At 60.6% G+C, this 22,506-nt stretch carries 18 protein-coding genes; 6 read left to right on the forward strand and 12 right to left on the reverse strand.

Going from position 1 to position 22,506, the window contains the following annotated elements:
* Positions 1-5 precede the first annotated feature (5 nt).
* The gene (locus tag EII30_RS04605; RefSeq protein WP_124886155.1) at positions 6-1,571 is read left to right on the forward strand and encodes an alpha/beta hydrolase; all 1,566 of its coding nucleotides are present in this window, start codon (positions 6-8) and stop codon (positions 1,569-1,571) included.
* Positions 1,572-1,726: 155 nt separating this feature from the next.
* Here the strand turns inward: EII30_RS04605 and EII30_RS04610 are convergent, their stop codons facing one another.
* From EII30_RS04610 to galE, 5 genes are all read right to left on the reverse strand, one after another.
* Positions 1,727-4,564 carry a hypothetical protein gene (locus tag EII30_RS04610; protein ID WP_124886156.1) on the reverse strand — a complete coding sequence of 946 codons (2,838 nt, stop codon included), beginning with the start codon at positions 4,562-4,564 and terminating at the stop codon, positions 1,727-1,729.
* A 140-nt stretch (positions 4,565-4,704) separates the two neighbouring features.
* Positions 4,705-5,688 carry a glycosyltransferase gene (locus EII30_RS04615; protein ID WP_124886157.1) on the reverse strand — a complete coding sequence of 328 codons (984 nt, stop codon included), beginning with the start codon at positions 5,686-5,688 and terminating at the stop codon, positions 4,705-4,707.
* An 87-nt stretch (positions 5,689-5,775) separates the two neighbouring features.
* On the reverse strand, positions 5,776-6,765 hold the full coding sequence (locus tag EII30_RS04620) for a glycosyltransferase (RefSeq protein WP_124886158.1): 990 nt from the start codon (positions 6,763-6,765) through the stop codon (positions 5,776-5,778).
* 26 nt (positions 6,766-6,791) lie between these two features.
* Positions 6,792-8,162, reverse strand: a complete 1,371-nt coding sequence (locus tag EII30_RS04625; RefSeq protein WP_233569282.1) for an LCP family protein — start codon at positions 8,160-8,162, stop codon at positions 6,792-6,794.
* Positions 8,163-8,173: 11 nt separating this feature from the next.
* A complete protein-coding gene (gene galE / locus EII30_RS04630) occupies positions 8,174-9,196 on the reverse strand; it encodes a UDP-glucose 4-epimerase GalE (RefSeq protein WP_124886159.1) in 1,023 nt (340 codons plus the stop codon).
* Positions 9,197-9,319: 123 nt separating this feature from the next.
* Between galE and EII30_RS04635 the strand changes: the two genes are divergently transcribed.
* From EII30_RS04635 to EII30_RS04650, 4 genes are all read left to right on the forward strand, one after another.
* Complete coding sequence (locus EII30_RS04635; protein ID WP_124886160.1) at positions 9,320-9,619, forward strand: Dabb family protein; 300 nt, start codon at positions 9,320-9,322, stop codon at positions 9,617-9,619.
* A 106-nt stretch (positions 9,620-9,725) separates the two neighbouring features.
* The gene (locus tag EII30_RS04640) at positions 9,726-10,331 is read left to right on the forward strand and encodes a LysE family translocator (protein WP_199731570.1); all 606 of its coding nucleotides are present in this window, start codon (positions 9,726-9,728) and stop codon (positions 10,329-10,331) included.
* A 313-nt stretch (positions 10,332-10,644) separates the two neighbouring features.
* Complete coding sequence (locus tag EII30_RS04645; RefSeq protein ID WP_124886161.1) at positions 10,645-10,923, forward strand: HU family DNA-binding protein; 279 nt, start codon at positions 10,645-10,647, stop codon at positions 10,921-10,923.
* A 141-nt stretch (positions 10,924-11,064) separates the two neighbouring features.
* Positions 11,065-12,282: a glycosyltransferase gene (locus EII30_RS04650; protein WP_124886162.1), complete on the forward strand. Its 1,218-nt coding sequence runs from the start codon at positions 11,065-11,067 to the stop codon at positions 12,280-12,282.
* 116 nt (positions 12,283-12,398) lie between these two features.
* Here the strand turns inward: EII30_RS04650 and EII30_RS04655 are convergent, their stop codons facing one another.
* Together EII30_RS04655 and EII30_RS04660 are read right to left on the reverse strand one after the other, a co-directional pair.
* Complete coding sequence (locus EII30_RS04655; protein WP_233569289.1) at positions 12,399-13,016, reverse strand: lipase; 618 nt, start codon at positions 13,014-13,016, stop codon at positions 12,399-12,401.
* Between the two features lie 272 nt (positions 13,017-13,288).
* A complete protein-coding gene (locus EII30_RS04660; protein ID WP_124886164.1) occupies positions 13,289-14,773 on the reverse strand; it encodes an amidase in 1,485 nt (494 codons plus the stop codon).
* A 143-nt stretch (positions 14,774-14,916) separates the two neighbouring features.
* Between EII30_RS04660 and EII30_RS04665 the strand changes: the two genes are divergently transcribed.
* Entirely contained in the window at positions 14,917-16,218 is a 1,302-nt protein-coding gene (locus EII30_RS04665) for a hypothetical protein (protein ID WP_124886165.1), read from the forward strand.
* On the opposite strand, the gene EII30_RS08890 is transcribed toward EII30_RS04665, so the two are convergent.
* The 5 genes from EII30_RS08890 to EII30_RS04685 all read right to left on the reverse strand — a co-directional run bounded on the left by EII30_RS08890 (position 16,215) and on the right by EII30_RS04685 (position 22,496).
* Entirely contained in the window at positions 16,215-16,364 is a 150-nt protein-coding gene (locus EII30_RS08890) for a hypothetical protein (RefSeq protein ID WP_158608659.1), read from the reverse strand. The two genes, EII30_RS04665 and EII30_RS08890, sit on opposite strands and share 4 nt — an antisense overlap.
* A gap of 55 nt (positions 16,365-16,419) precedes the next feature.
* The gene (locus EII30_RS04670) at positions 16,420-19,659 is read right to left on the reverse strand and encodes a fibronectin type III domain-containing protein (protein WP_124886166.1); all 3,240 of its coding nucleotides are present in this window, start codon (positions 19,657-19,659) and stop codon (positions 16,420-16,422) included.
* A 210-nt stretch (positions 19,660-19,869) separates the two neighbouring features.
* A complete protein-coding gene (locus tag EII30_RS04675) occupies positions 19,870-20,682 on the reverse strand; it encodes an ABC transporter permease (RefSeq protein ID WP_124886167.1) in 813 nt (270 codons plus the stop codon).
* A gap of 1 nt (position 20,683) precedes the next feature.
* Complete coding sequence (locus EII30_RS04680; RefSeq protein WP_124886168.1) at positions 20,684-21,454, reverse strand: ABC transporter permease; 771 nt, start codon at positions 21,452-21,454, stop codon at positions 20,684-20,686.
* On the reverse strand, positions 21,447-22,496 hold the full coding sequence (locus EII30_RS04685; RefSeq protein ID WP_124886169.1) for an ABC transporter ATP-binding protein: 1,050 nt from the start codon (positions 22,494-22,496) through the stop codon (positions 21,447-21,449). The genes EII30_RS04680 and EII30_RS04685 overlap by 8 nt, the downstream gene beginning before the upstream one ends.
* Positions 22,497-22,506: the final 10 nt, after the last annotated feature.

Consider the following 22,506-nt stretch of genomic DNA (forward strand, 5'->3'; position numbering starts at 1 on the left):
CCTAAATGAAGCGAAAAATAGCTGCGGTTTTTGCGGCCGCTTGTGCGTTGAGTGTGGCGCTGAGCGGCTGTCACCTGTTTGTGCAGGAGAAGCGCGGGGATTCACAAAACGCCTTAGAGGACGCCTTTGACGGTGAGCTTCCCGCGTTTAACAGCTATGAGGGATACCAGTCACAGAAACTAAAGTGGGCTGAGTGTGACGAGTACAACCTGCAGTGTGCGAGCATTGCAGCGCCAGACAACTGGGATGAGATCGGCGAAAAACAGAGCATTCAGATCGCGCTTGCCCGGTTGAAGAGCTTCAGCAGCAAGCCCAGGGGATCCATTTTTATTAACCCGGGCGGGCCGGGCGTTAGCGCTATCGAGTTCCTCGAAAACAGCAACGACCTGTTCACCGAACTGCTGGAGGAATACGACATTGTGGCGTGGGATCCGCGCGGTGTTGGAAACTCAACCCCGGTTGACTGCCTGACTGACAAAGAACTCGACGACTATATTTTCTCTGACCCCAGTGAAACGGGTGAGCCGGGCACCGAAGAGTGGCTGAGCGAAATCGAACAGCAGAACCGGGAATACAGCGAGAAGTGTGGCGAGAACACCGACGCGCCATCGGGTGCCAGCCAGATGGACACAGTCTCGACAGTGAAGGATCTGGAGCTGCTGCGGATCATTGTCGGCGACGATAAACTCAACTACCTGGGCATGTCATACGGCACCTTTATTGGGGCGCTCTACGCGGATATTTTTCCGGAAAAGGTTGGCCACCTGGTGCTTGACGGCGCGGTTGACCCAACAACCTCTGTGCTCGACGTTGTAAAAACCCAAACCCTCGGTTTTGAAAACGCGCTCCGCAACTACTTCACCGCCTGCCTGGCAGAGGACAGCTGCGAAACCTTTAAGGGTAAAAGCGTCGATGAGGCGCTCGCCGGGGTGAGCCAGATCCTTGCCGATCTGGAGGCGAAACCGCTGCGGGGTTCTGACGGCCGCTTTGTTGGCCCGGAGGTGGCGTTTACCGCGATCGCAACCCCTCTCTACTCACAGGATTCATGGTTCTATCTTGACATGCTGTTCTCCAGCCTGCAGGAGGGGGATCCGAGCGTTGCCTTCACCCTCGCTGACTTCTACTATGACCGTGAATACGGCTCCTACAATAACAACTCAACCGAGGCGTTTACCGTGATTAACTGCCTTGACTACCCGCACGAGAAACCAGACCTCGCCGCAATGCAGAAGAACGCTGAGGAGCTTGCTGCGGTCGCGCCACTGTTTGGTAAGTATCAGGGTTACGCTGAGGTGAGCTGCTGGGGCTGGGAGGGCAAGTCACAGGACAACCGCCGCAGCGTCACCGGCGCTGGAGCCGACCCGATTCTGGTTGTTGGCACCGTCGGGGATCCGGCAACCCCTTACGAGTGGGCTGTGTCGCTCGCCAAACAGCTGGAGAGCGGAGTGCTTGTCACCTTTGAGGGTGAGGGCCATGTCGCTTACGGTTCAAGCGCCTGCACAACCGAGACTGTGAACGACTACTTTATCCGTGATGTTGTGCCGGAGGATGGTGTGCGCTGCTCCGACTAGCGGATCGCGTCTGTTAGGCCTGGTGGCCCAGCGGTGTTTTTGCCGCTGGGCCACCAGTCTTTCCCCCTGGCCGACGCTGTTTAGGCGCCCGCCTCACCGCCTTCACGGGCGGTGTTTTTACCTCACCGCCGTGTTTACGGGCGGTGTTCTCTGTCTCACCGCCTCTCACGGGCAGCGTTCTTCACTGTTCGGCGTCCCCCAATCAACAGCAGGGTTACCGCCGTCACCCCGAGCAGTGAGCTCAGTACAATCAGCGACAGTGAGCCGGCGGATCCGGTTGTTGCGAGTTTCGCCACCGGGCTTACAATCGTGGTTTCGTTCTTAATTCCGCACTTGCCGCGGTGCAGCTGTTTCGCTTCGCCGTCACCCTCGCTAATCCAGAGTGTTTCGACCCAGAACACTGGCCCGACGTGCTCATCACCAACCCCAAAGTAGTCACTGTAGTAGTCCCCCGGTTTGGTCACCCGCACCGGTCGTTTTTGTTCAAACACCCGGGTTTCTGGGGTGCAGTAGCTGTCGCTCGGCACAATCTCTTCTCTGCCGTCCACTGTCTGATATTTCAGTTCGCTACTAGGCGGCGCATACGCCTCAAAGGTTAGCTCGTATTTCACACTCGGATCGTCAGACAGTTTACCGCTGACGCTCGCAACGTCAAGGATCTGATCGCCCACAAACGCGGTTGGCGCCGCCTGCGTTTGCACCGTTGGCGGGGTTATCACCGTTGTTTCGTTGGGGAGACCACACTCACCCCTGTGCACCGCCACAAACTCACCGCTGACCGGGTCTTTCACCTCCAGGGTTTCAACCCAGAAGACGGTTCCGTAGCTGTTTGCGGTGACCTCCGGTGAACGGTAGTCGCCGGATTCTGTCACCTCCACGGGGGTGGTGACTGCGACGGGCTGCGCCTCACACAGCGCTGCCGGATCCACAAGCTCACGCTGCTGCCACATCACCGGCTCACCCGCCTCGCCGCTGACCTGCGCCCAAGCAGCATCGTATTTTGGGGTGCCAGCTGCTGGCTGCAGATAGGCGGTGAAGGTGAGGCGTCGCTGTTGCGGTGGCAGCGGTCCTGTCACCGTTGCTATATCGTGAATCACATCGCGGTAGGTTGCGGCTGCTTGCGCCTTGGTGACAACCGCGGGGCGGTTAACCTTCGCGGTTTCGCTCGGCACCGCGAAATCGTCACAGCCCTCTTGGATTCTGCCGCGCACCTCCTCCGGTTGATCGCCCGCGTGTAGGCACCAGACCATTGTGACGTAGCCGGTTGTGTTAAGCGGGATCAGCACCGGTACGCTAATCGCCGGTTCGTCGGGGCCGTTGACGGTGACCGTCACGGTTTCGCCCAACTGTTTCGCTGCCGTTGGCACGGTGGCTGAACGGGTTGGCGCGGCACCGTCAGTGGTTGTGATCTGGTAGAGGGTGCCGCGCAGCACCGCCGGGATCCGCTGCCCGTCTGAGCCCTGCAACCAGCCGCCGCTGCCCGCTGCAACGGTTGCCGAAACGGTGTCGGTGAGGGTTTCCCCAATGGTTATCTCGGTGTTTGACAGTTTTGTGTTGATCGTCAGGCGGCTCGGCGTTATCTGGGTTTCTCTGACCGTGCCGAAACCGTCACTGTAGCTGTAGTCTGCCGGCAGTGAGTCAAGGCCCTTAGCTTGGTCGGATTTTTTGATCTGCCAAACCCAGCTGTAGTAGCCGGCCTCGCGGGAGGTTTCGGTTGTTGTTACCTGATAGCTGCCGGGGCCTTTAGCCGGGTCGGTTACAACCGTTGCGGTTGCGGCAACTGGCGCACCCGCGGGCGGTTGAGCTGCCGGGTTTAGTGCGGGATCGCTGAGGAAGGGCCCGTAGAGGGTGCCAACCGCGGTGATCGGTGCGTAAACCCGCTCACCCTGCTCGCTCTGATACCACCGCCAGGGGTTTGAGCCGGCGGCGACGCTGAAACTGACGGTATCGCTGAAGGGTCCGCCCGTTTCAACAAACTCGCTCGGCACGGTGGTTGATAGCACCGGTGACCACAGCGTGTCCATGTCGATGAAGCTCGCCTTGAGTTTACCGTCAACCACAACCGTGTCGGTGTGGCGTCTCAGGTGAGGGCCAGCGATCCGCTGTGAGTTGCCGATTTTTGAGGTCATAACGCTGCTCGCGGTGACGCTGACGCGGGTCTGTTTTTTGCCGCTGAAGCTCACCCGGTAGTGCCGTTGAAAACCGTTTGCCTGCGGTGGCACACCACTAAAGCGCAGAACCGTCGCGGACTTGGTTCCTCCCTCAAAATGCACGATCTGCTGCTGTTTACCCGCGAACTCTAAAAGCCCGTTGGTTATCTGCAGCTCTACTGTGCCGGCTGGCACCTGAACGGTTCCCGTGTAGCCGTCGGTGACGGTGATTTTCAGCTCCTCATCGGCTGCGGCCTTGGCCAGCTGGTCCGCCTCGCTCTGCAACTGTGCGGCTGCCTGCGCGAGGATTGTCTGCATTTGCGCGGTCACACCGGGTGAGACAGTCTCGGCCGCGCTGATTTTGTAGGCGAGCATGTCCCGGTAGGACTTGGATGAGCCGGGTTCCCTGAGCTTCCACAGCGCCAGCTGCACAGCCGCCGCCTGCTGGTTGTCGCCCGTCTGCCCGCGCTGTTTCACTATCCAGTTCAGCTGTTTTAGTGTGTCGCCGCGCAGCTCTGGCGCGGTAATCGGCGGGTTAAAGCTCTGCCCCGTGTGCACGGTGAACCTGAGCGGCTGGTTAACCGCCTCTAGCATCGGCATCTCCTGCAGCGGTGTTGCGCTCGCCCGCTCGTCGATGACGATCGGCATTTCAACACAGTAGACGAGGGTGCCGCTTGTGTGCTGGTATGATCCGATGCTCTCTTCCGGGTTGATGTGGATCCCGGGCCCGAAGCTGTATGCTTGTGCCCGCTCACCCTGCCCGCCGGGTAGCCCGACCAGTACGGCCGCGCAGATAAACCCGGCAAGCAGCGAGGCAAGCAGCACGCGAATTTTATTTTGCATGTGTAACTCCTTTTTTGTTTAGAGTTACAAACTATTCGCTTACAGATAGGCCCTCAACGACTGTTAACAATTCCCGTGAGCGAGCTAAAAAACACCCCGGTTATCCACAGGCCAAAAACCCAGAAACCCACCGTGATCGGTTATTTTTTTGCCGCTGATGATTTGTCGCCGGGCAGTCCGCCGCTGATAAAACGCTCAAACAGAACCCGCTTAATCCCGGCCGGTAGAAGGCGGTAACCGCACTTCATAACAACGTTTCTAAGGTACTGCGGCAGCGTCACAAACCCGATCCGCAGCATCCGATACTGCAGCCTCGCCTCGGTTATCGCCTCCCGCCAGCCACCGCGCCTGCCGTATGCGCCGGCGGTGTTGTAGCCAACGAGCGGCTCAGCAACATTAGCAACCCGCGCCCCGCTGCTGATCACGCGGATCCCCAGCCAGTAGTCCTCCATCTTTCCGATGTCCTGGTAGCCACCAACCGCGAGCACGCGGCTGCGGCGATAGACCATGGTGGGGTGGTTGAACGGGTTGTGGGTGCGAGCGTGGTCGCGGATCCGCTCACCCCCGATAGGTGGCAGGCGCAGGCGCGCGCCCTCCGGCACCGCCCGCAGTTCTGTCAGCGACAGCGGCCGTGCGGTGTCGCTAAACTCGAACATTGCCGAACCAACCAGGTCATAGCCCTCGGCAACCAGCGGCAGCTGTTTTGCGAACCGCTCCGGCAGTGAGACATCGTCGGCGTCGATTCTGGCGACGATGTCGTGCGCGCACTCCCTGAGTCCCGCGTTTAAGGCCGCGGTCAGGCCACGATTCTCGGGCAGCAGCACAAGCTTCACCGGGATTTTCGCGCCGTGGGCGGCGGTGGATCCGGCCTCACCGGGCTTAGCAGCAGCGGCCTCACCGGGCTTCGCACCCTCGCCGCCAGCGCCGACCGCGCCCGGAACCGGAATCCCGTCGAGGTAGCGTTTCAGCACCCGCTGCAGCTCCGCGGACACAGGGCCGTCCTGCACAACCACAACCTGCGCGGGCCGCTGGCTTTGCTCGACCGTTGAGCTGAGCAGCGCCCGCTCGAACGCGGCGGGTTTATCCCCCGCGTAGACCGGCAGTAGCAGACTAAACTCAGTCATCTCAGCACCGCCTCCCGGGCCGCAATCAACAAAAGCTCCGTCTCCCGCGCCACGCACTGCACCGTGATCCACTCCATCACCGCACCATCACGCTTCCGCGCCGCGCAGAATAACCCGCATAACATCGTCTGGAACCCCGGCGGTGAGCAGCACCTCGGCGTTGTCGCGTGGCCTCGTCAGCGCCGCATCCCGCACTCCCCGCACCAGGCAGCGCAGCAGCACCTCACGCTGTGAGGAGGCCTTTAGTGTCCGCGCCCAGCGCCTGAGGCTTGCCGCAAAGTAGGCGAGTTTCTCCCACAGGTAGAGGGCTTGCGAGAAGCGGAACAGCCACAGTTTGTTGCGCACCTCAAAATAGAAACGCTCGCCCGGGTCGCTGTCGCTGGAACCGCGCTTTGCGGTTTTGTGTGTCACCAGCGAGCCCGGCAGGAAGATCGCGCGCGCACCCTTTGCCAGCCGCGCCGTGTATTCAAAGTCGTCGTTCCACAGGAAATAGTCGGCGATCGGCAGACCCAGTTGACGCACCCGTGAGACTCGCAGGAACGCTGAAACAAACGAGATTGAGCGGATCGCAACAACCCCCGCCGCGTCCGCCCGCTTAATCTCCGCCGCTGTCGCACCAAATTTCTGTTTCGGGGTGTTCATCGGGTGCTGGCTGCCGTCGATCCACTCAACGCGCGAACCCATTACCGCGACACTGTCGCGGCCGTGTTTGCAGAACTCCCGATACTCATTGAGAGCCGATTGCAGCGCGGTCGGATCCGGCACGGTGTCATCGTCCATAACCCAGATCCAGTCGCTGTTCTTGCCGTCGCTGTCGGGCAGCAGCGCCGCCGCAATCCCAACCGCGAAACCGCCAGCGCCGCCGGTGTTTTCTGTCAGCGGGATAAGCCTGCCCGCATCTCCCCACAGTTCCAGCCGATCCGCCGCAACCTCGTCACTGCCGTCTGTGCTCGCGTTATCAACCACGATCACCCGGTCGGGTCGGACCGTCTGGTCGCGCAGCGCGTCAAGCGCCTCAGCGAGCAACCCGGCTCGGTTGTAGGCGACAATCACGGCGGTAACGTGCGGACCTGGCATCAGACTCTCCTCGCTCTCTTAACAGACTATTCTTTCGCGGAGGTTGCTTCGGCGAGCGACGCCTCAACCAGCTCCAGCACCCGGTCATAATCCGGATCCTCGGTCACCACCTCCGGTGGGCTCAGCTCCAGCCGCACCGGCTCGTACTCTTTCGCCTTGGCTGCGAGGTCGATAAAGCGACCCACCATGCTCTGTGGAATATCTGTTTGGGCGAGGGCGGATCCGCTCGCCGCAATGTCTTGGAAGCGCGCGATCACATTGGACGGGGTCATCTGCTGCAGAATAGCCGCCTGTAGTTCACGCTGGCGTTCCATCCGGCTGTAGTCGCCAGCCGCTGAACCGTAGCGTGACCGGGCATACCAGAGCGCGTGGTAGCCGTCGAGGTGTTGCTGGCCGGGCTCCAGCCAGCCCTCAACGCCGTTGCCGTCCGCGTCGCCACCGATTGGGATCTGCTCGGTGACGTTAATGTCAACACCGCCGAGCGCGTTAATCAGCTCCTCGAAGCCCTCCATGTTGATCAGCACATAGAACTGCACCGTCAGTCCGGTAATGCCGCTGACCGCGTCTTTTGTTGCTTCAATACCGGGTGAGGAGCCCGCATCTAAGGCGTTTGGATAGAGCTCAGGCACGAAATACTCGCCCTCGCTGTAGAGGCCGTTGAGCCAGCAGCGGCCAACGTTACAGCCCTGTGTGACACCGAATCCGTGCGGGTGATCCTCAAACATTGGTGAGGTTTCGGGGAACGGCGCGTAAGCCATTTCGCGCGGCAGCCCGATAATCAGTGACTGCCCGGTTTTCGCGTCAACGCTCACGAGGGAGATCGAGTCTGGCCGCAAGCCCTCGCGATCCGCCCCGGAGTCTGCGCCGAGCAGCAGAATATTGTAACGGCCGTTAACCGGTTCGACGGCCGCGCGATCCACAAACAGGGTTGAGATCAGTTCACGGCCCGCGCCCATCTGGGTTCCCGCCCAGGCAGCGCCGAGCACCGGCACAATCGTCAAAATAATTGACAGCGCGGCAAGCGGTGCCCGCCAGTTCGCAGCAACCCTGCCGAGGCGGGTCAGCCGCAGCGTATCAAAACCTAGAATCAGCCAGATCAGCGCGTAAACAAACAGCGCAATCTGCATAACCAAAAGCACCCAGATGTTGGTGAGAATACTTAAGGTGGCCTCCGAGTTGACGAGCATCCCAACCAGCGCAGCAAGCCCGCCAAGCAGCAGCAGAATTGTCGCGGTTAGCCCGATTCTGCCGAGCTTCCGGTTTCCGGTGAGCACCTGTGCGCTGCCCGGCAGAATAAACCCGATGAGGATCAGCCATCTTCCCCGCTTCGACATGAAGTGCGGGGAGGCTGTGTCAGGGTGCCTGATCGGTTCAGATAGCTGCTGGTGCAGATTCAAGTGATGCCTTCCTACTCGCCCTGTTCCGCGTACCCGTTAGGGTTTGCTGACTGCCAGTTCCAGGAGTCTCGGCAGGCATCAGCCAGGGTTAGCTCGGTGCGCCAGCCCAGCTCGGTGTTTGCTTTGTGCGGATCCGCTACCATCTCGGCAACATCCCCGGCACGCGCCGGCACAATCCTGTAGTCAATTTTACGCCCACTGGCGGCCTCGAACGCCGCAACCACCTCCAGCACGCTCGATCCGGTGCCGGAGCCGAGATTGTAGGCGGCAACACCCGGTTTGCTGTTTTCGAGCGCCGCAACGTGGCCGGCAGCGAGATCCATCACGTGAATATAGTCGCGCACACCGGTTCCGTCAACGGTCGGATAGCTGTCACCGAACACGCTCAACTGCTCACGCTTACCCACCGCAACCTGCGCAACAAACGGCATCAGATTGTTTGGGATCCCGCTCGGATCCTCCCCGATCAGCCCGCTCGGGTGCGCCCCAACCGGATTAAAGTAGCGCAGCAGCACCGCCGCAAGCTCGGGGTGAATCTTTTGTGCGTCGCGGATAATCTGCTCGATCATTGCCTTCGTCCAACCGTAAGGGTTTGTGACGCCCACACCAACCCGGTGGCTCTCGTCAATCGGCAGCTTCTCCGGGTTACCGTAGACGGTTGCCGAGCTGGAGAACACCAGCCGGTTAATCCCCCGCTCCCGCATCTGATCGAGCACGTTAATCGTTGAGTCAATGTTGACGCGGTAATACCTGGTTGGTTCAGCAACCGACTCACCAACCGCTTTTAGGCCAGCGAAGTGGATCACGGCATCGGCGTCAAGCCCCGAGAACGCCGCGCGAGCTGCCTCGCGGTCTGCGAGATCCGCCTCAATAACCCGCACCTCTCGGCCAATAATTTCGGCGGTGCGCTGCAGCGCGACCGGCGACGAGTTAGAAAAATCGTCGATAACGGTTATTTCGTGCCCGCGCTCAGCGAGCACAACAGCCGTGTGGGTTCCAATGTAGCCGGCGCCGCCGGTGAGAATAACGTGCATAACATTTAAGTCTATTTTGTGTGCCTTGAAGCACGCTCTTAACCCGCTGATCACCGCAGAAACTTAGTGCCCCGACCGGTGCCGAAGCGCTATACTCGTTAGCAAAACTTAAAAGGAGATAGTTTGCTCAAGCACATTGTGACCTGGAAGATGAACGGCGAAACCGCTGCGGATCGCGCCCAGCAGGCGGGCGAGGTTGCTGCGGCTCTGCGCGGCATGGAGGGGAAAATCCCGCAGCTTAAACACCTGGAGGTGCACGTCAACGAGCTTGACGGCTACGACAACTGGGATGTTGCGCTGATCACCGAGTTTGCTGACGCGGACGCGCTCGCCGAGTATGTTGTGCACCCGGCTCACCAGGAGGTTGTTTCGATTGTGAAGGCGCGCTCTGCCGGTCGCGCGGGCGTTGACGCAACCGTCTAGCCGCCCGGCGCGGCTGCACTGCCCAGCGGCCCGGCTGCGCCGTCTGGCGACACCCGCTCGCCACACTATTTAACCGCCCTCGCTAACCCCGTTTTCTAGGTTCACCTTGCCAATCGACACCCTGCTCTCGCTGGCGTTTTACGCCTTCGTCACGTCGGTCACGCCCGGGCCGAACAACCTGATGCTGCTCGCGTCCGGGGTTAACTTCGGGCTGAAAAGAACCCTGCCCCACATTGCTGGGATCAGCGTCGGTTTTTTCGTGCTGGTGTTCGCGGTCGGTTTCGGTTTCGCTGAGCTGTTCCGCGCCTTCCCACCTCTCTACACGGTTGTTCGCATTGTTGGGGCGCTGTATCTAATCTGGCTTGCCTGGCGGATCGCGACAGCCCCCGCCCCGTCCGCTGGCGAGTCTCGGGGTAAACCCCTCGGCTTCCTCGGCGCTGCCCTGTTCCAGTGGGTTAACCCGAAAGGGTGGGTTATGGCAGTCGGCGCCTCCGCCAACTACCTGCCCGCGCAGGCGGACATCACGCTGCTTCTAATCGTCGCGCTAACCTACACGGTGGTTAACGCACCGAGCGTTGGTGTCTGGGCCGGGTTTGGGGCCGCTGTTCAGGGCTGGCTGCGTAACCCCCGCAACCTGCGCATCTTTAACATCACAATGGCGATTCTGCTGCTCGTATCTCTCTACCCGATGCTGACGGCGGAGCTCAAATAGCTGCGGCGGCGGCTCGCTCGCGGCGGGGTGTGCGGATCCACCAAGACCCCCTGGAATGGGGCGGATTTACGGCGGATTTGCCCGCTTAGCACCCCGAAACCCGCTGATTTGCTGGAAATTCGTGCAAAAATCCGCAAAAAACGTCCAAAAATCAGCCATTACTGCGGTTTTTGCTATAGATTAACTAGCGATCACAATAATGATCGACCCGTAAATGTCCCAAGATGTTTACCCCGGAAGCGTAACCTGCGTTTCTCGGGAGCGTGGGTCAAGAAGTCGATTCCGAGTATGCTCGGTACCGAAAGGACAAAACATGTCACTCAACAAGACTGAACTCGTAGCAAAGATCGCAGCTGAGACCGGCCAGAGCCAGTCAACTGTAAGCTCAGTTCTCGACGGTCTGTTCAAGGCTGTCTCTGAGACTGTTGCAGACGGCGGCAAGGTTTCAATCCCAGGCTGGATCGCTTTCGAAACAGTTGACACCGCTGCTCGCACCGGCCGCAACCCACAGACCGGCGAGACCATTCAGATTCCTGCTGGCAAGCGCGTAAAGGTTTCTGTTGGCAGCAAGCTTAAGGCTGCTGTTAAGTAATTTAACAACGCTAAAACACTGGCCTCGGGGTGAAAGATCACTCTCGGGGCCTTTGTTTTGCTCGTACTCGGGTATGACATTTGCTCCGACAGGGTGTTTAGGCTCCCCTAACGCCCGAAAACAGAATACGCTTGTATTGTTATGACTGAATCAAACGCAAACGCAGCATCGGACTCACAGGACTCTGCTCAAAAGCAGCAACCCCTTCGGATCCTGATGGGCTGCGATACGTTTATCCCAGATATTAACGGCGCTGCTCGCTTTGCTGAGCGTCTCGCCGCCGGGCTTGTGCAGCGGGGGCATGAGCTGCACATTGCCGCACCGTCCATCACACCGGGCCGCACAGGCGCTTTTGACGAGGTTGTTGAGGGCGAGCACATGACCGTGCATCGGCTGCGCGCCTACCGGATGCCGGTTCACGAGTGGCTGCGGTTTGTTTTGCCGTGGACGATCAACCGTAAAGCGGAGCGCGTCCTCGACACGGTGCGCCCGGACGCGGTGCACATCCACTCTCACATTGTGATCGGTCGCGGGCTCGCGAAGGCCGCTCAGCGCCGTGGTATCCCGGTTATCGCAACCAACCACATCATGCCCGAAAATATTATCGACCTGTTTGCGATGCCGGTGTGGCTGCGCAAAATCGTTTTGAAGTGGGGCTGGAACGACGCCTACAGCGTGCTGCGTCGCGCCGCCAACATCACAACCCCCACACAGCGAGCCGCCGACTTCCTGGAGCGGAACACGCGAGCCCGTGACGTGATCCCGGTCAGCTGCGGTATTGACGCATCCCAGTACACCCCCGATCTGACTGAGCGCACAGCTAAGCGGATCGTGTTTGTCGGCCGGATGACGCAGGAGAAACACGTTGATGTGCTGCTTCGCGCGCTCGCCCAGCTACCCGCTGAGATTGAGCTTGACCTGATCGGCCCCGGCGACCAGACCGACAATCTGAAGAAGCTGACCGCTGAGCTCGGCCTGAACGACCGTGTCACCTTCCACGGCCGAGCGAGCGATGAGACGCTGCGCAGCACCCTCACCCGCGCGAGCGTGTTCGCGATCGCGTCTATCGCTGAGCTGCAGTCGATTGCGACGATGGAGGCGATGGCGTCTGGTCTGCCGATTGTTGCGGCTGACGCGATGGCGCTGCCGCACCTGGTTGATGTCGGCAACAACGGTTTCCTGTTCCAGCCCGACTCACACGACGAGCTCGCAAAGCATCTCAGCCACATCCTGTCACTGCCGCACGATGAGTTTCAGCGGATGCAGCAGGCATCGCTCGATGGCGTGAAGGTGCACGATATTCAGCGCACCCTCGACGTGTTTGAGGAGCTCTACCGCGGCACCTACAAGCGCCGGTAGTTGGTGGGTGGATCCGCTACCCCCGCGACCCCGTGGCTCAGCGCCCGCAAGTAATTAAGGCGGGGTTTGTGGATCCGCTGCCCCCGCTGCTGTTTACAGCCCGCGGGGTTTGCGCGCTAGAAGCGCCAGATGACAGCGTGGAATCCGGCTGGCGGATCAGGTGTGAAGTGCTCTACTTCGCTAACGAGGCCGCTGCCGCCCGGTGAGTTTGACTGGATGATATGCAGGGTGCCGTCGTCGTTTACGCCAACAACCAGCATTGTGTGGACGCCGGTAACCCAGGAGGTTGGTGAGGCGACGAACTCGTACTGGATGATGTCGCCAGGGAGTGCGTCTTTTACGGTGAGGCGGGTTGCGCCGTTATAGTTTGCGACCGGGTTCCCGGAGCCAGTCCAGGCGCCGCCGCCGTGTTTAATCCAGCGCTGCGCAGACACGAGACACTCGCCCGGCTGGTTCCAACCGGTTGGGCGGCTGGTGCCGATCTCGCTCTTGGCGAGTGCGATGGTTTTGTCTACATCGAATCCGTGGGTGACCGCGCTTGATTCAACGGTGGTTGCCTCACTGATTGCCTGGATTGACTGCTGTGTCAGGTCGACATCGGTTGTGACGAGGGTTTGCCCGGTGAGCGCGGTTGGTGTGTAGCTTGAGTTTGCGTAGAAGTCGTAGGTTTCAGTGTTGGCCAGTGCCGGTGCGGTCCCTAGAGATACCGTTACTGCTGAAATCAACGCAACCACCGCTGCTTTACCGCTTAGCTTCAAGTTTGCCCCGTTCTTAGCCCTACAAAAAACACACAGCACCACTACAGCCGGTTTTTACACCGGCGGTTAGCAGTGATAAAAAATGGTGCATATCAAGTATGCGTTATCATTCCGTTATAAATCAAGTTACGAACCTGGGAATATTTTTTGCCCTCTGACCGGTGGTTTTTATTACCGATTATTACGGAATGGTAACTTTTGTAACGAAACACCCAGGCTATTTACAAACTTTCAAGCTCACCATGAGGCTAAAGGCGCCGGTCACGCGGCAACTCAATCTCGGCGGCGAGCGCCAGCAGCCGCAGCTCCGCCCCGTAATCACCCAGCAGCTGCACACTCACGGGCAGTCTGCTCTCTGCGTCACGCAGCACCGGCACCGAAACTGCTGGCACCCCGCTGACGTTAGCGATGGAGGTGTATGGCAGCCACTCACACTGCAGCGCAAAGTTTTCTGCCGGATCCACCCCCGCAAAGAACCCCACCTCGGGAGGCAGCCAGGCGTTTGTCGGCGTTAGCACCGCGTCAAACTCGCGCCACTGCTGCGAGACGGCCGCGCCGATCTGCCGCAGCCGCTGCCTGGAGCGCGCAGCCGCCAACTCGTTAACGCTTTTGCCCTCAAGATAGGAGTAGGCGGTGTATGGATCGAGCTGCTCCAGCTGTTCGGGGTTCAGCGGCAGCTGGGCGAAACTGTGCCGCCAGACACGGTTAAAGTCCTCGTAGTAGCCGCTCGGGTAGGCGAACGTTACCCACTCGACGCTGTGTCCGCGGGCGGCGAGCTGACCGGCCGCGTGCTCCAGAGCGGCGGCGGTTGCGGTGTCGAGGCGAATAGAATAGTCCCCGTCAAACACTGACTGAGCGGTCACGCCGATACGCAGCCGGGAGCGATCTCGGTCACGCTGCGGGTCACCGGCTCCGCGCTCCCGCTGAACGACGGTAACCGCGTCAAGGGCGGCGTGGCGGGTGGATCCGCCCGCACTAAACCCTGCGGCGATCACAGGATCCGCCCGCATCGCATCGAAGAGCAGCGCCGCGTCGGCGACCGTCCGGGCGAGCGGCCCCGAAACGCTCAGCTGCACGGCATCTGCCCCGCCGGGGGTTTGTTCCCGGTCAACCGCGAGCGCCCCGCGTGACGGCTTCAACCCGACAACACCGCAGGCGGCCGCGGGGATTCTGATTGAACCGCCAGCGTCTGACCCGGTTGCGAACGGCACCATCCCGGCAGCGACGGCAGCCGCGGCCCCGCCGCTTGACCCGCCAGCTGTCAGTGACGGGTTGTGCGGGTTTCTGGCCGGGGGTGCGAGCCGGTTTTCGGAATAACCGCTCAGCCCGAACTCCGGCACCTGTGTTTTACCGAGGTGCACCGCACCGGCCGCGCGGGTGACGGCGGCGAGCGGCGAGTCCTCAGTGGCGGCAGCCTGGTCCGCAAAAACCCGGGATCCGTGCGTTGTTATAAGACCCGCAACGTCGATTAGCTCCTTGTGCGCGATCGGCAAACCCCAGAGCAGTGGGGCGGCAGAGTCCGAGATGGCGGCGGGGGCGGATCCACGCACCGTGTCGAGCGCAGCTGCGGCGTCGAGCGCAGACCCATCAAGCTGTGTAAAAGCACCGATCAGGTGGTTTTGTGAGGCTATTTTGTCGAGAAAGTACTCGGTCACCTCAAGTGCTTTCAGCTCGCCGGTGAGCAGCAGCTGCCGCAGTTCGACCGCGGTAAAACGGGAGAGATCAACTGTCATGTTCTTACCCTAGACGGCGAAGCTGCACGATCCCACAAAAAAATCATCCTGCAGCATGAACGCAACGCCCAGCAAATAGCCGTAAACTAAACATAGATAGAAGATAACCTGACGAAAACGGCTGGAAAGGTGCGAGGCCCCGCATGGCGATTCTCAACATAATCGGAGAGACACACTCCGATTTTGAGCACGCTGTGAACCAGGCTGCGACGCTTGATTTGAGCCGCGCCCTGGCGGCCACCGCGCCGCGTGGTTGCGGTGTGCAGCACCTTGTTGCTCGCGAGCGGGAACTCCCACGGTTCAACAGTCCGCGTGTGCGCTCCCTCAACATGGGTGTGAGCGCCGCTGTTTTGGGCACACTCTGGCACACCAGGGCCGCCGCGAAACCGCTCGCCGGCTCACTTGTCCACTCCCTGACACCGCTTGTTCCGCTGGAGCCGCTGCGCAAACACACCAGCAGCGGCACCCAGACAACGGTCACGGTCGGCCACCTGCTGCCCTACACTCGCCCCGAGGTTTACGGCAAACTGCAGGCGCAGAGCATGCGCCGCTATATTAAACGCGCGATCAAACACGCGGACGCGGTGCTGGCTCCGAGCTTCGCCGTCGCCGCCGCAATCAAACAGCGTTTCCCCGGGGCGGATCCGCAGATTCTCACTCTCGCAGCCCCCAGCTCGCTGCTGGTCACCGACTCTTTTGAGACGTCGCAGGCGAAGCAGCGCCGCGCCGAACTGCAGCTGCCGAGCACCTACTTTGTTGCGATTAAAACCCCGCTCAACAGCGAAATCTTCGACGACCTGAGCGAGCTCGCACCACAGCACGCTGACGTTCCGATTGTGGTTATTGACACAACCCCCGAACCGGTTGCGAGGCCGCTTGTGGATCCGGCAGCCCCCGCCGCTGCTGCCTCCGGTGCCGAGTCTGGCGCGGGTGCTGAGTCTGGCGCGGGTGCTGGCATGGGTGCCGAGCAGTCTCCGCCTGTCGCCCCGGCTGGCTCTCGCCCGGAGGCGACGCTTGGGAACTCCGACACAACCGCGATTATCACCGTCCGCTCCGCAGAGCTGAGCGATATTGCCGCCGTGCTTGCAGGTTCGCTCGCCTACATTGCCGCTGGTATCGTGTTCAGTCAGGGGTACGACCTCTACGCTGCTCTGGCAGCGGGCAAGCCGATTATCTACTACACCGAGCCAAACAGCCCGTCTGGGCAGGACTCTGCTCCTCGCGAGGCTGAACAGCGTCCCGTGATTGAGCAGAACGTGGCCGCTGAGATTGCGCAGGAGGCTGGCATTCCCGTTGCGGGCAGCGCGGAGTTGTGGCAGAGCGTGATAAGTCTCCCAGGCAGCGAGAGGCTCGAAACCGCGACGGTGATCGCCGGTGACCGCAGCCAAATCTACAACTGGGAGAACACAGCGCGCGCACTCTGGCAGATCCATGCGGAACTCTAGCTCGCCGTCGATTTATCTTGCTCTTTGCCCGCCAGCAGGCTGAACGCGAGCACAGCGAGGAACGTCAGGATTGGCCACACCAGCAGCGGCACCCACATCGCCGTTAGATCCGCGAGCGCGCCAGCTGCTTTGCGCCGCAGCAACAAAAATGGTGGCCGACTCTTAAACAGAGCCGACCACCACTTAGGTTAGAGCGCTAGGCTATTTTGCTGCCTGTTTGCGGACACGCAGCAGGGCTGCGCCACCGCCGAGCAGCAGCAGGCCAACGAACATAACTGTTGTCAGCTCAGCGCCGGTCTTAGCGAGCTGCTTGCCCTGAGCATTTCCGCTCTGCTGGGCTGGCTTCTCGGCAGCTGGCTGCTTTGCGCCGTCACCGGCAGGCTGATCAGCTGCCGGTGCGCCCGGAGCAGCAGGTGCAGCAGGTGCTGGCTTAGCAGGCTCGGTTGGCAGTGCCGGGAGAACAGCCGCTGCTACCTTCCACGGCAGAACAATCGGTTTCGCCGCTGCGTCGCTGGCGCTGTAGAAGCGCAGCTCGTGGTCGCCAGCAACAAACTTGGCTGCCTGCTCAGCTGAAACAACCAGCTTCGCAGCGCCCTTATTGACTACCACCTCGCCCAGTGCAACCGGGTCTGAGTGCAGTGCCACACGGTACTTCGCGCCGTCAGCAGCGCCCTCAACAGCAAGGTCGATTGTTACTGCCTCACCAACGGTGAAGCTGTTAACAGGCTTGCCGTCCTTGGTTGCAGTGATCTTCACCTCGGCAGGCTGCTCAGGCTGCGGCGCTGGCTGTCCCGGCTGGGTTGGATCGGTCGCCTGGTTCTTCAGGGCGATCGCAACACCCGTGTCCAGGGTGCGGTCTGTGATTGCCAGACCGTGAGCCGCCATGGTGCCAATAACGTAGCTCTTGTTTGGATCGAGCGCGCCAGCTGGCACGGTGACGGTGACGGTGAAGCTACCGTTCTGCAGCTGGTGTGGGCGCACCCACTCAGCGGCTGCGAAACGTGATGTCTGGCTGGTTGTTGGGGCGTTGCCCGGGACCCAAACGCTCGGGTCAGCAACAACCACGTAGACACCGTTTGTGGCGGATCCACCAACGAAGCCGGAACCGGTAACCTTGATGGTGTTTTCAACCGCAGGATCAATGTTCTTGGTTGGGGTGGCGGTGATCTGTGGGTTTGGCACAACGGTTGGTTTGCCGATGTTGAACGGAGCTGATGAGATGATCTCGCTCTCGTGTGCGCCGCGAACCAGTTTCAGGCTGGCGATGTAGCTGCCCTGTGGCAGGTTCTTCACATTCCAGTACTCTGAGGTGATGGAGAGGTTCTCGAGACGGTTCTTGAAGCTCGGAGCGCAGTCTGCTGCGCAAGAGATACGCACGTGCCATGCTGCGTCAGCTGGCTCGTAACCGCTCCGATCCCACTGCACAACCGCGCTAGCGGTCTGCTCGTCAACCAGCACGTTAACCTCACTCGGCGGGGTTAGCGCGAAGGCTTCCTGATCCGCTGGGATGGTGACGCTGTTGCTTGGCTTGGACCACTCGCCCCAGCCGTCAGCGTTCTGTGCACGCACCTTAGCGGTGTAGGTAACGCCCGGGGTGAGGCCTTCAAACTTCACGTACTCGTCAAGGTTTGCGGCGTCAGTTGACTGCACGGTCTTTTCGTCACCGTTTGAACCGGTGAGCACAATCTCGTAACCGGTGATCTTGCCCTCTGGCGCGAACCAGAACAGCTCAATCGCGGTTGCGTTACCCTTAGCAAGGCGAGCGGTTACCGTCGAGGTGATCGCTGGACCCGCAGGGGTTTCAGGCTGCTGCTGTTTACCGAGCACAACACTCTCGGCGCTTCTCACAACTGCTGAACGGCGTGGGGTTGCTGACCACTCTGCTGTGTCGATCTGTGACACAACGGTTGCACGGTATTCACCGGCACCGAGGTTGTTGAACACTGCGCTGTTCAGCGCCTTGCCGCGCTCTGTGAAGGTCTGGTAAACCTCACGGCCGTTCTCAACCTTGAACAGCTGCACGTAGTAGCTGGTGATGCGCTTGTCGGTGGTTACCTTATCCCAGTTAACCTGCACTGACTTCTCACCGTTCTTGGTGATGGTCACGTTCTTTGGCGCTACCGGCGCAAACTCGAACTCGCTGCCCTTGTCGAGGCGGCGCTCTGAGTATTTTGCGTCACCCGCTGCGAGGGTTCCAACCAGGTACTCCTTGCCAAGGTCAACCTTGTCGGCTGCGGGATCCAGGGTGATCTCCGCGGTGAAGGAGCCGTTGTTCAGCTGGGCTGGGGTGATGTGAACAGTCTTCACGAAGTCGCTAACCGGGAATGTGCCCGGCTCCCACCACTCGGCGTCAGCGATAACCACGTCAACGCCGTATTTGCTTGCTGCGTCACCGGTGTATCCGGTTCCGGCAACGGTGAAGGTGGTTGGGGCGCTTGGGTTCAGCGCACCGAGCTGCTGGCCCGCTGGCACAGCAACGGTGAAACCAGGCTTCGGTGTTGGTGAGAGTGTCACCTCACCGAACTTGGCTGCTTTGTATGGACCGGTGCCCTTAGCGTTCTTTGCTGCAACCTCAACCAGGTAGGTTTTACCCGGGGTCAGGTTGCGCACCTCGGTTTGGAGGTTACGAAGCTCCTGCTGGCTTGTCACCTCTTTGATAATCGGCTGCTCGCCCTTCGGGGTGATGCGCACAACATAGCCGTTAACCGCTGAGTCGCCGCTCTTTTCTGGGCGCAGGAAGTTAACAACCAGGGCGCTGTCCTCGTAGATGTTTACCAGCACGTCCTGCGGAGCGCTTGGAGCACCAGCTGGAACCTCATCGGCTGGCTTTGGAGCCTCAGGAGTCTCAGGAGCAGGGGTTTCGCCGCCCGCACCCGGCTGAGTGCTGCCGCCCTCACCGCTGCCCGGCTCTGAGGTGCCAGGGGTTGCTGGGTCGCTTGGTTCAGCGCCGCCAGGGGTGCTGCCCTCGCCGCCAGCTGGTGGATCCGTTGGCTCCGCCGCAGGTGGCTGCGGCGTTGGGATCACAATCGGCTGCAAAACAACCTTTGATCCTGGCTCTTCAAATGTTTCAAAACGATCCATTGCATCAATGGATACCTCGTAGCTGCCGTCACCCTGGCTCTGTGGTTCTGTGAACTGCACAGAGGTTGCCTTGCTGTAAGACTGACGTACAATTCTGCCGTCTTTCTTCAATGTGACGCGGTAGCTGCTGGTGAAGCCTGGTGCTTTGTCCCAGGTCACCGTGATGGTTTTACCGTTCAGCGTCGCTTTAACGTTCTGTGCCGCGCTCGGGTGGGTTGCCTCGGTTGCTACACCAACAACCACATCATCCGCAGCGAACGCGGGCACGGTTGCGCCGCCGAACAGCAAAGCACCGGCGGTTGCTGCGATAACGCCGGTGCGAATCAGTTTATGGCTAGTTTGTTTTAGCCCAGTTCTCATTCTTTCTCCTACTTAAAGAAGCGCATAAAAACACGCCAAGGTGGAAATAGCCTCGACGTAGAGTTAAAGTAACCTCAACATAAGGTTAGGATAACCTTAATATAAAGAGTAAACGGTCAAAGCCTATACTTCAAGTTCTTTTAGACACGCCGCTTTTTTAGCGGGAAAAACCACCCGTCCACGCCCGACATCGCGCGAGGCCGACACACCCTACCAGAGCAGGCCGTGCACCTTGCCGGAACGCCAGCGCCGAATCACCCAGCGTGACAGCAGCGCCGTAACCAGCACCCAGGCAGCGAGCACAACCAGCTCACCGGCAAAGCCGATCAGCGCCTCGTTGCCCGCGGATCCACCCGCGCGATAACCCTCTATCAGCCAGGTGAACGGCAGCACCCGCCCGAGCACCTCAAACACAATCGGGTACTGTGAGATCGGCAGGATCACGCCGGTTGCGAGGCTCAGGGCAGCCGCCAGGAAGTTCGAGATCAAATACGGGTTGTTGCCGCCGAGCGTTAGCAGCGCCGCGCGCACACCAACCACAGCGCCCGAAACGCACACAGCGGGAAGCAGCGCGAGAGCACCCCAGAACAGTTCGAGGGTGGATCCGCCCCACAGCAGCGTCACACCGACAGTGCTGACGGTCGCAACCACGAAGGAGCTGACGAGGGGCACAAACACCTTGCTCAGCCAGTAACGCACCTGGAAGCTGCCGGAGAGCAGCACCGGCTGCAGCACCTCCAGGCTGCGATCGCGGGTTATCTCCTCAACCACGTCGAGCAGCACGCTCGTGCCGAACGCGACGATAACGCTGCTGTAGACAACGCGCGCGTCCGCCTCACCGGTGACGCCGATGCTGGCGAAAACGAGCAGCAGAATCTCGATCAGCGGAATAAACACGAGCGTTGTCAGCGCCGCCGGAGCGCTGCTCAGCGAGGTGCTGTTTTTTAGCGCAACCCGAAACAGCGTCGCAAAACTACCGGTGCCGCGTGTTTTTGCGGAATCTAGTGTGATGTTGTTTGACACCCTACTGCACCTCCAAACTACCGACACGGCTGACGCGGCGCAGCACAACCCTGGTCAACAGGGTCAGCGCAAGGCCGCAAACAATAACGCCAACGCCCCAGGCGATAAGGATCGGCAGCACCTCCGCCGTCGCGAGTTCACGCTGCAAAACCGCGGCCTCTAAAAGCCTGATCGGGGTGCCGATTGGGATCAGCGTGCCGATCGGTTCAAGCACCGGTTTCGTAACCTCCGGGTAACCGAAAATACCCGCGAGCAAAACAACCGGCATCGTCACCAGCGCCTCATAGGTGAGCGCGTTGGGGGTGAGCATGAAGAACAGCGCGATACAGAGGGCGAGGAGGGCGGATCCGCAAAAGAACATAGTGAGCGCCACGGCCGCCAACCAACCGTTGCCGAACCCGACCGGGAACCCGAGCACCGCCGCGAACCCAAGCGCGAGCGGGAAAGCGAGCATCCCAAACACAACACACGAGATAATCACCGGAAACAGCGAGCGGATCGCGCCAACCGGCGAGAATACGAGGCTCGCGAGCACACCCTGGTAGCGCTGGAATCCGAGGATGCCGGCGGCGGTGCAGGTGAGGGACCAGGATCCGACAATGCCGGCCCGCATCCACACCAGCTGGTCGGCGCCGCTGACCGTGCCGAAGGCGTTGCTCAGCAGCCACTGCAGGAGCACCGCGGTGAGCGTCACCGTGATCAGCGTCTGCACAAAATACGGCACCTTCGCAAATTGGACGACCTGGAATCCGAGCAGCCTGAGGTCACGCATCAGCCGCACCCGCCTCCGCCGGGGCGCTCTCCCCCGTAACCGGGGTGTTCTCCCCCGCAGCATTCCCCGCAGGGGCGCTCTCGCCCGCGCCGGTTTCGCTGAGTTCGGCAACCAGCGCCAAATACGCCTCCTCGATCGCCGGTGGCCTGGTCACCGTGTACTGGGCTTCGGGCAGGCACGCACCAACGGCGGCCTCGTTTGGATCCGCCCGCCAAAAACCGCTGATTTTATAGCCGGTTGCGTTGCCGACACAGCGAATATCGTAGAGCCCGAGCTCCTCGAGTCGCTGCTGAGCGCTGTCGCTCCAGTGGTCTGCGCCGATCTCAAGCTCGGTGACGGCGGTGAGATTTGCTGCCTGGAACAGCTCGGAGACTCGGCCGCTGAAACTGATTTTGCCGCCGGTGAGCAGATCCACGCTGTCGCACAGCTGCTGCACCTCACCGAGCAGATGCGTTGTTAACAGCACCGCGGTTCCCTGATTGGCGATTTCGCGGATCAGTTCACGCACGTCACGAGCAATATCGGGGTCGAGTCCCGCGGTCACCTCGTCGAGGATTAAAAGCGGCGGCCGGTGCAGCAGTCCACGCGCCAGGTGCAGTCGCTGTTTCATGCCGCGCGAATACTCGTTGACTTTCTTGTCGGCGCTGTCTGTTAGCTGCACAAGCTTAAGCACCTCCCAGGCGCGCGACCGCCGCTCCCGTGACGGCACTCCCTGCAGGTCAGCGAAGAACAGCAGGTTGTCGAGCGCGGTTGCGCGGTTGTAGAAACCGTAGTCGCCGCCGGTCACAAGCCCGAGCAGCGCACGCGCCCGCTTTGGTGATTTCACAACGTCAATGCCCGCGACGGTGACACTGCCACTGTCGGGCAGCAGCATCGCGCCAGCAATCTTTGAGAGCGTGGTTTTACCGGCACCGTTTGGCCCGAGCAACGCTTTAATCTCGCCCGGCGCAACCGTTAAACTTACGCCCTTTAGGACCTCAGCGCCGTTAAATGAGCGGCGCACCTCAGAAATTCGCAGAACCTGTTCAAGATTCGATCGCATTAAGAATAAC

Origin of the sequence: Leucobacter sp. OH1287 (assembly GCF_003859945.1) — a bacterium.
GTDB lineage: Bacteria > Actinomycetota > Actinomycetes > Actinomycetales > Microbacteriaceae > Canibacter.

What these genes read in the sequence shown, in the direction of transcription:
- EII30_RS04620 (WP_124886158.1), bottom strand. Translation starts at nt 6,765, where the DNA reads ATGCCAGGTCCGCACGTTACCGCCGTGATTGTCGCCTACAACCGAGCC.
- EII30_RS04680 (WP_124886168.1), bottom strand. Translation starts at nt 21,454, where the DNA reads ATGCGTGACCTCAGGCTGCTCGGATTCCAGGTCGTCCAATTTGCGAAG.
- EII30_RS04685 (WP_124886169.1), bottom strand. Translation starts at nt 22,496, where the DNA reads ATGCGATCGAATCTTGAACAGGTTCTGCGAATTTCTGAGGTGCGCCGC.
- EII30_RS04645 (WP_124886161.1), top strand. Translation starts at nt 10,645, where the DNA reads ATGTCACTCAACAAGACTGAACTCGTAGCAAAGATCGCAGCTGAGACC.
- EII30_RS04670 (WP_124886166.1), bottom strand. Translation starts at nt 19,659, where the DNA reads ATGAGAACTGGGCTAAAACAAACTAGCCATAAACTGATTCGCACCGGC.
- EII30_RS04665 (WP_124886165.1), top strand. Translation starts at nt 14,917, where the DNA reads ATGGCGATTCTCAACATAATCGGAGAGACACACTCCGATTTTGAGCAC.
- EII30_RS04660 (WP_124886164.1), bottom strand. Translation starts at nt 14,773, where the DNA reads ATGACAGTTGATCTCTCCCGTTTTACCGCGGTCGAACTGCGGCAGCTG.
- EII30_RS04650 (WP_124886162.1), top strand. Translation starts at nt 11,065, where the DNA reads ATGACTGAATCAAACGCAAACGCAGCATCGGACTCACAGGACTCTGCT.
- EII30_RS04610 (WP_124886156.1), bottom strand. Translation starts at nt 4,564, where the DNA reads ATGCAAAATAAAATTCGCGTGCTGCTTGCCTCGCTGCTTGCCGGGTTT.
- EII30_RS04615 (WP_124886157.1), bottom strand. Translation starts at nt 5,688, where the DNA reads ATGACTGAGTTTAGTCTGCTACTGCCGGTCTACGCGGGGGATAAACCC.
- galE (WP_124886159.1), bottom strand. Translation starts at nt 9,196, where the DNA reads ATGCACGTTATTCTCACCGGCGGCGCCGGCTACATTGGAACCCACACG.
- EII30_RS04605 (WP_124886155.1), top strand. Translation starts at nt 6, where the DNA reads ATGAAGCGAAAAATAGCTGCGGTTTTTGCGGCCGCTTGTGCGTTGAGT.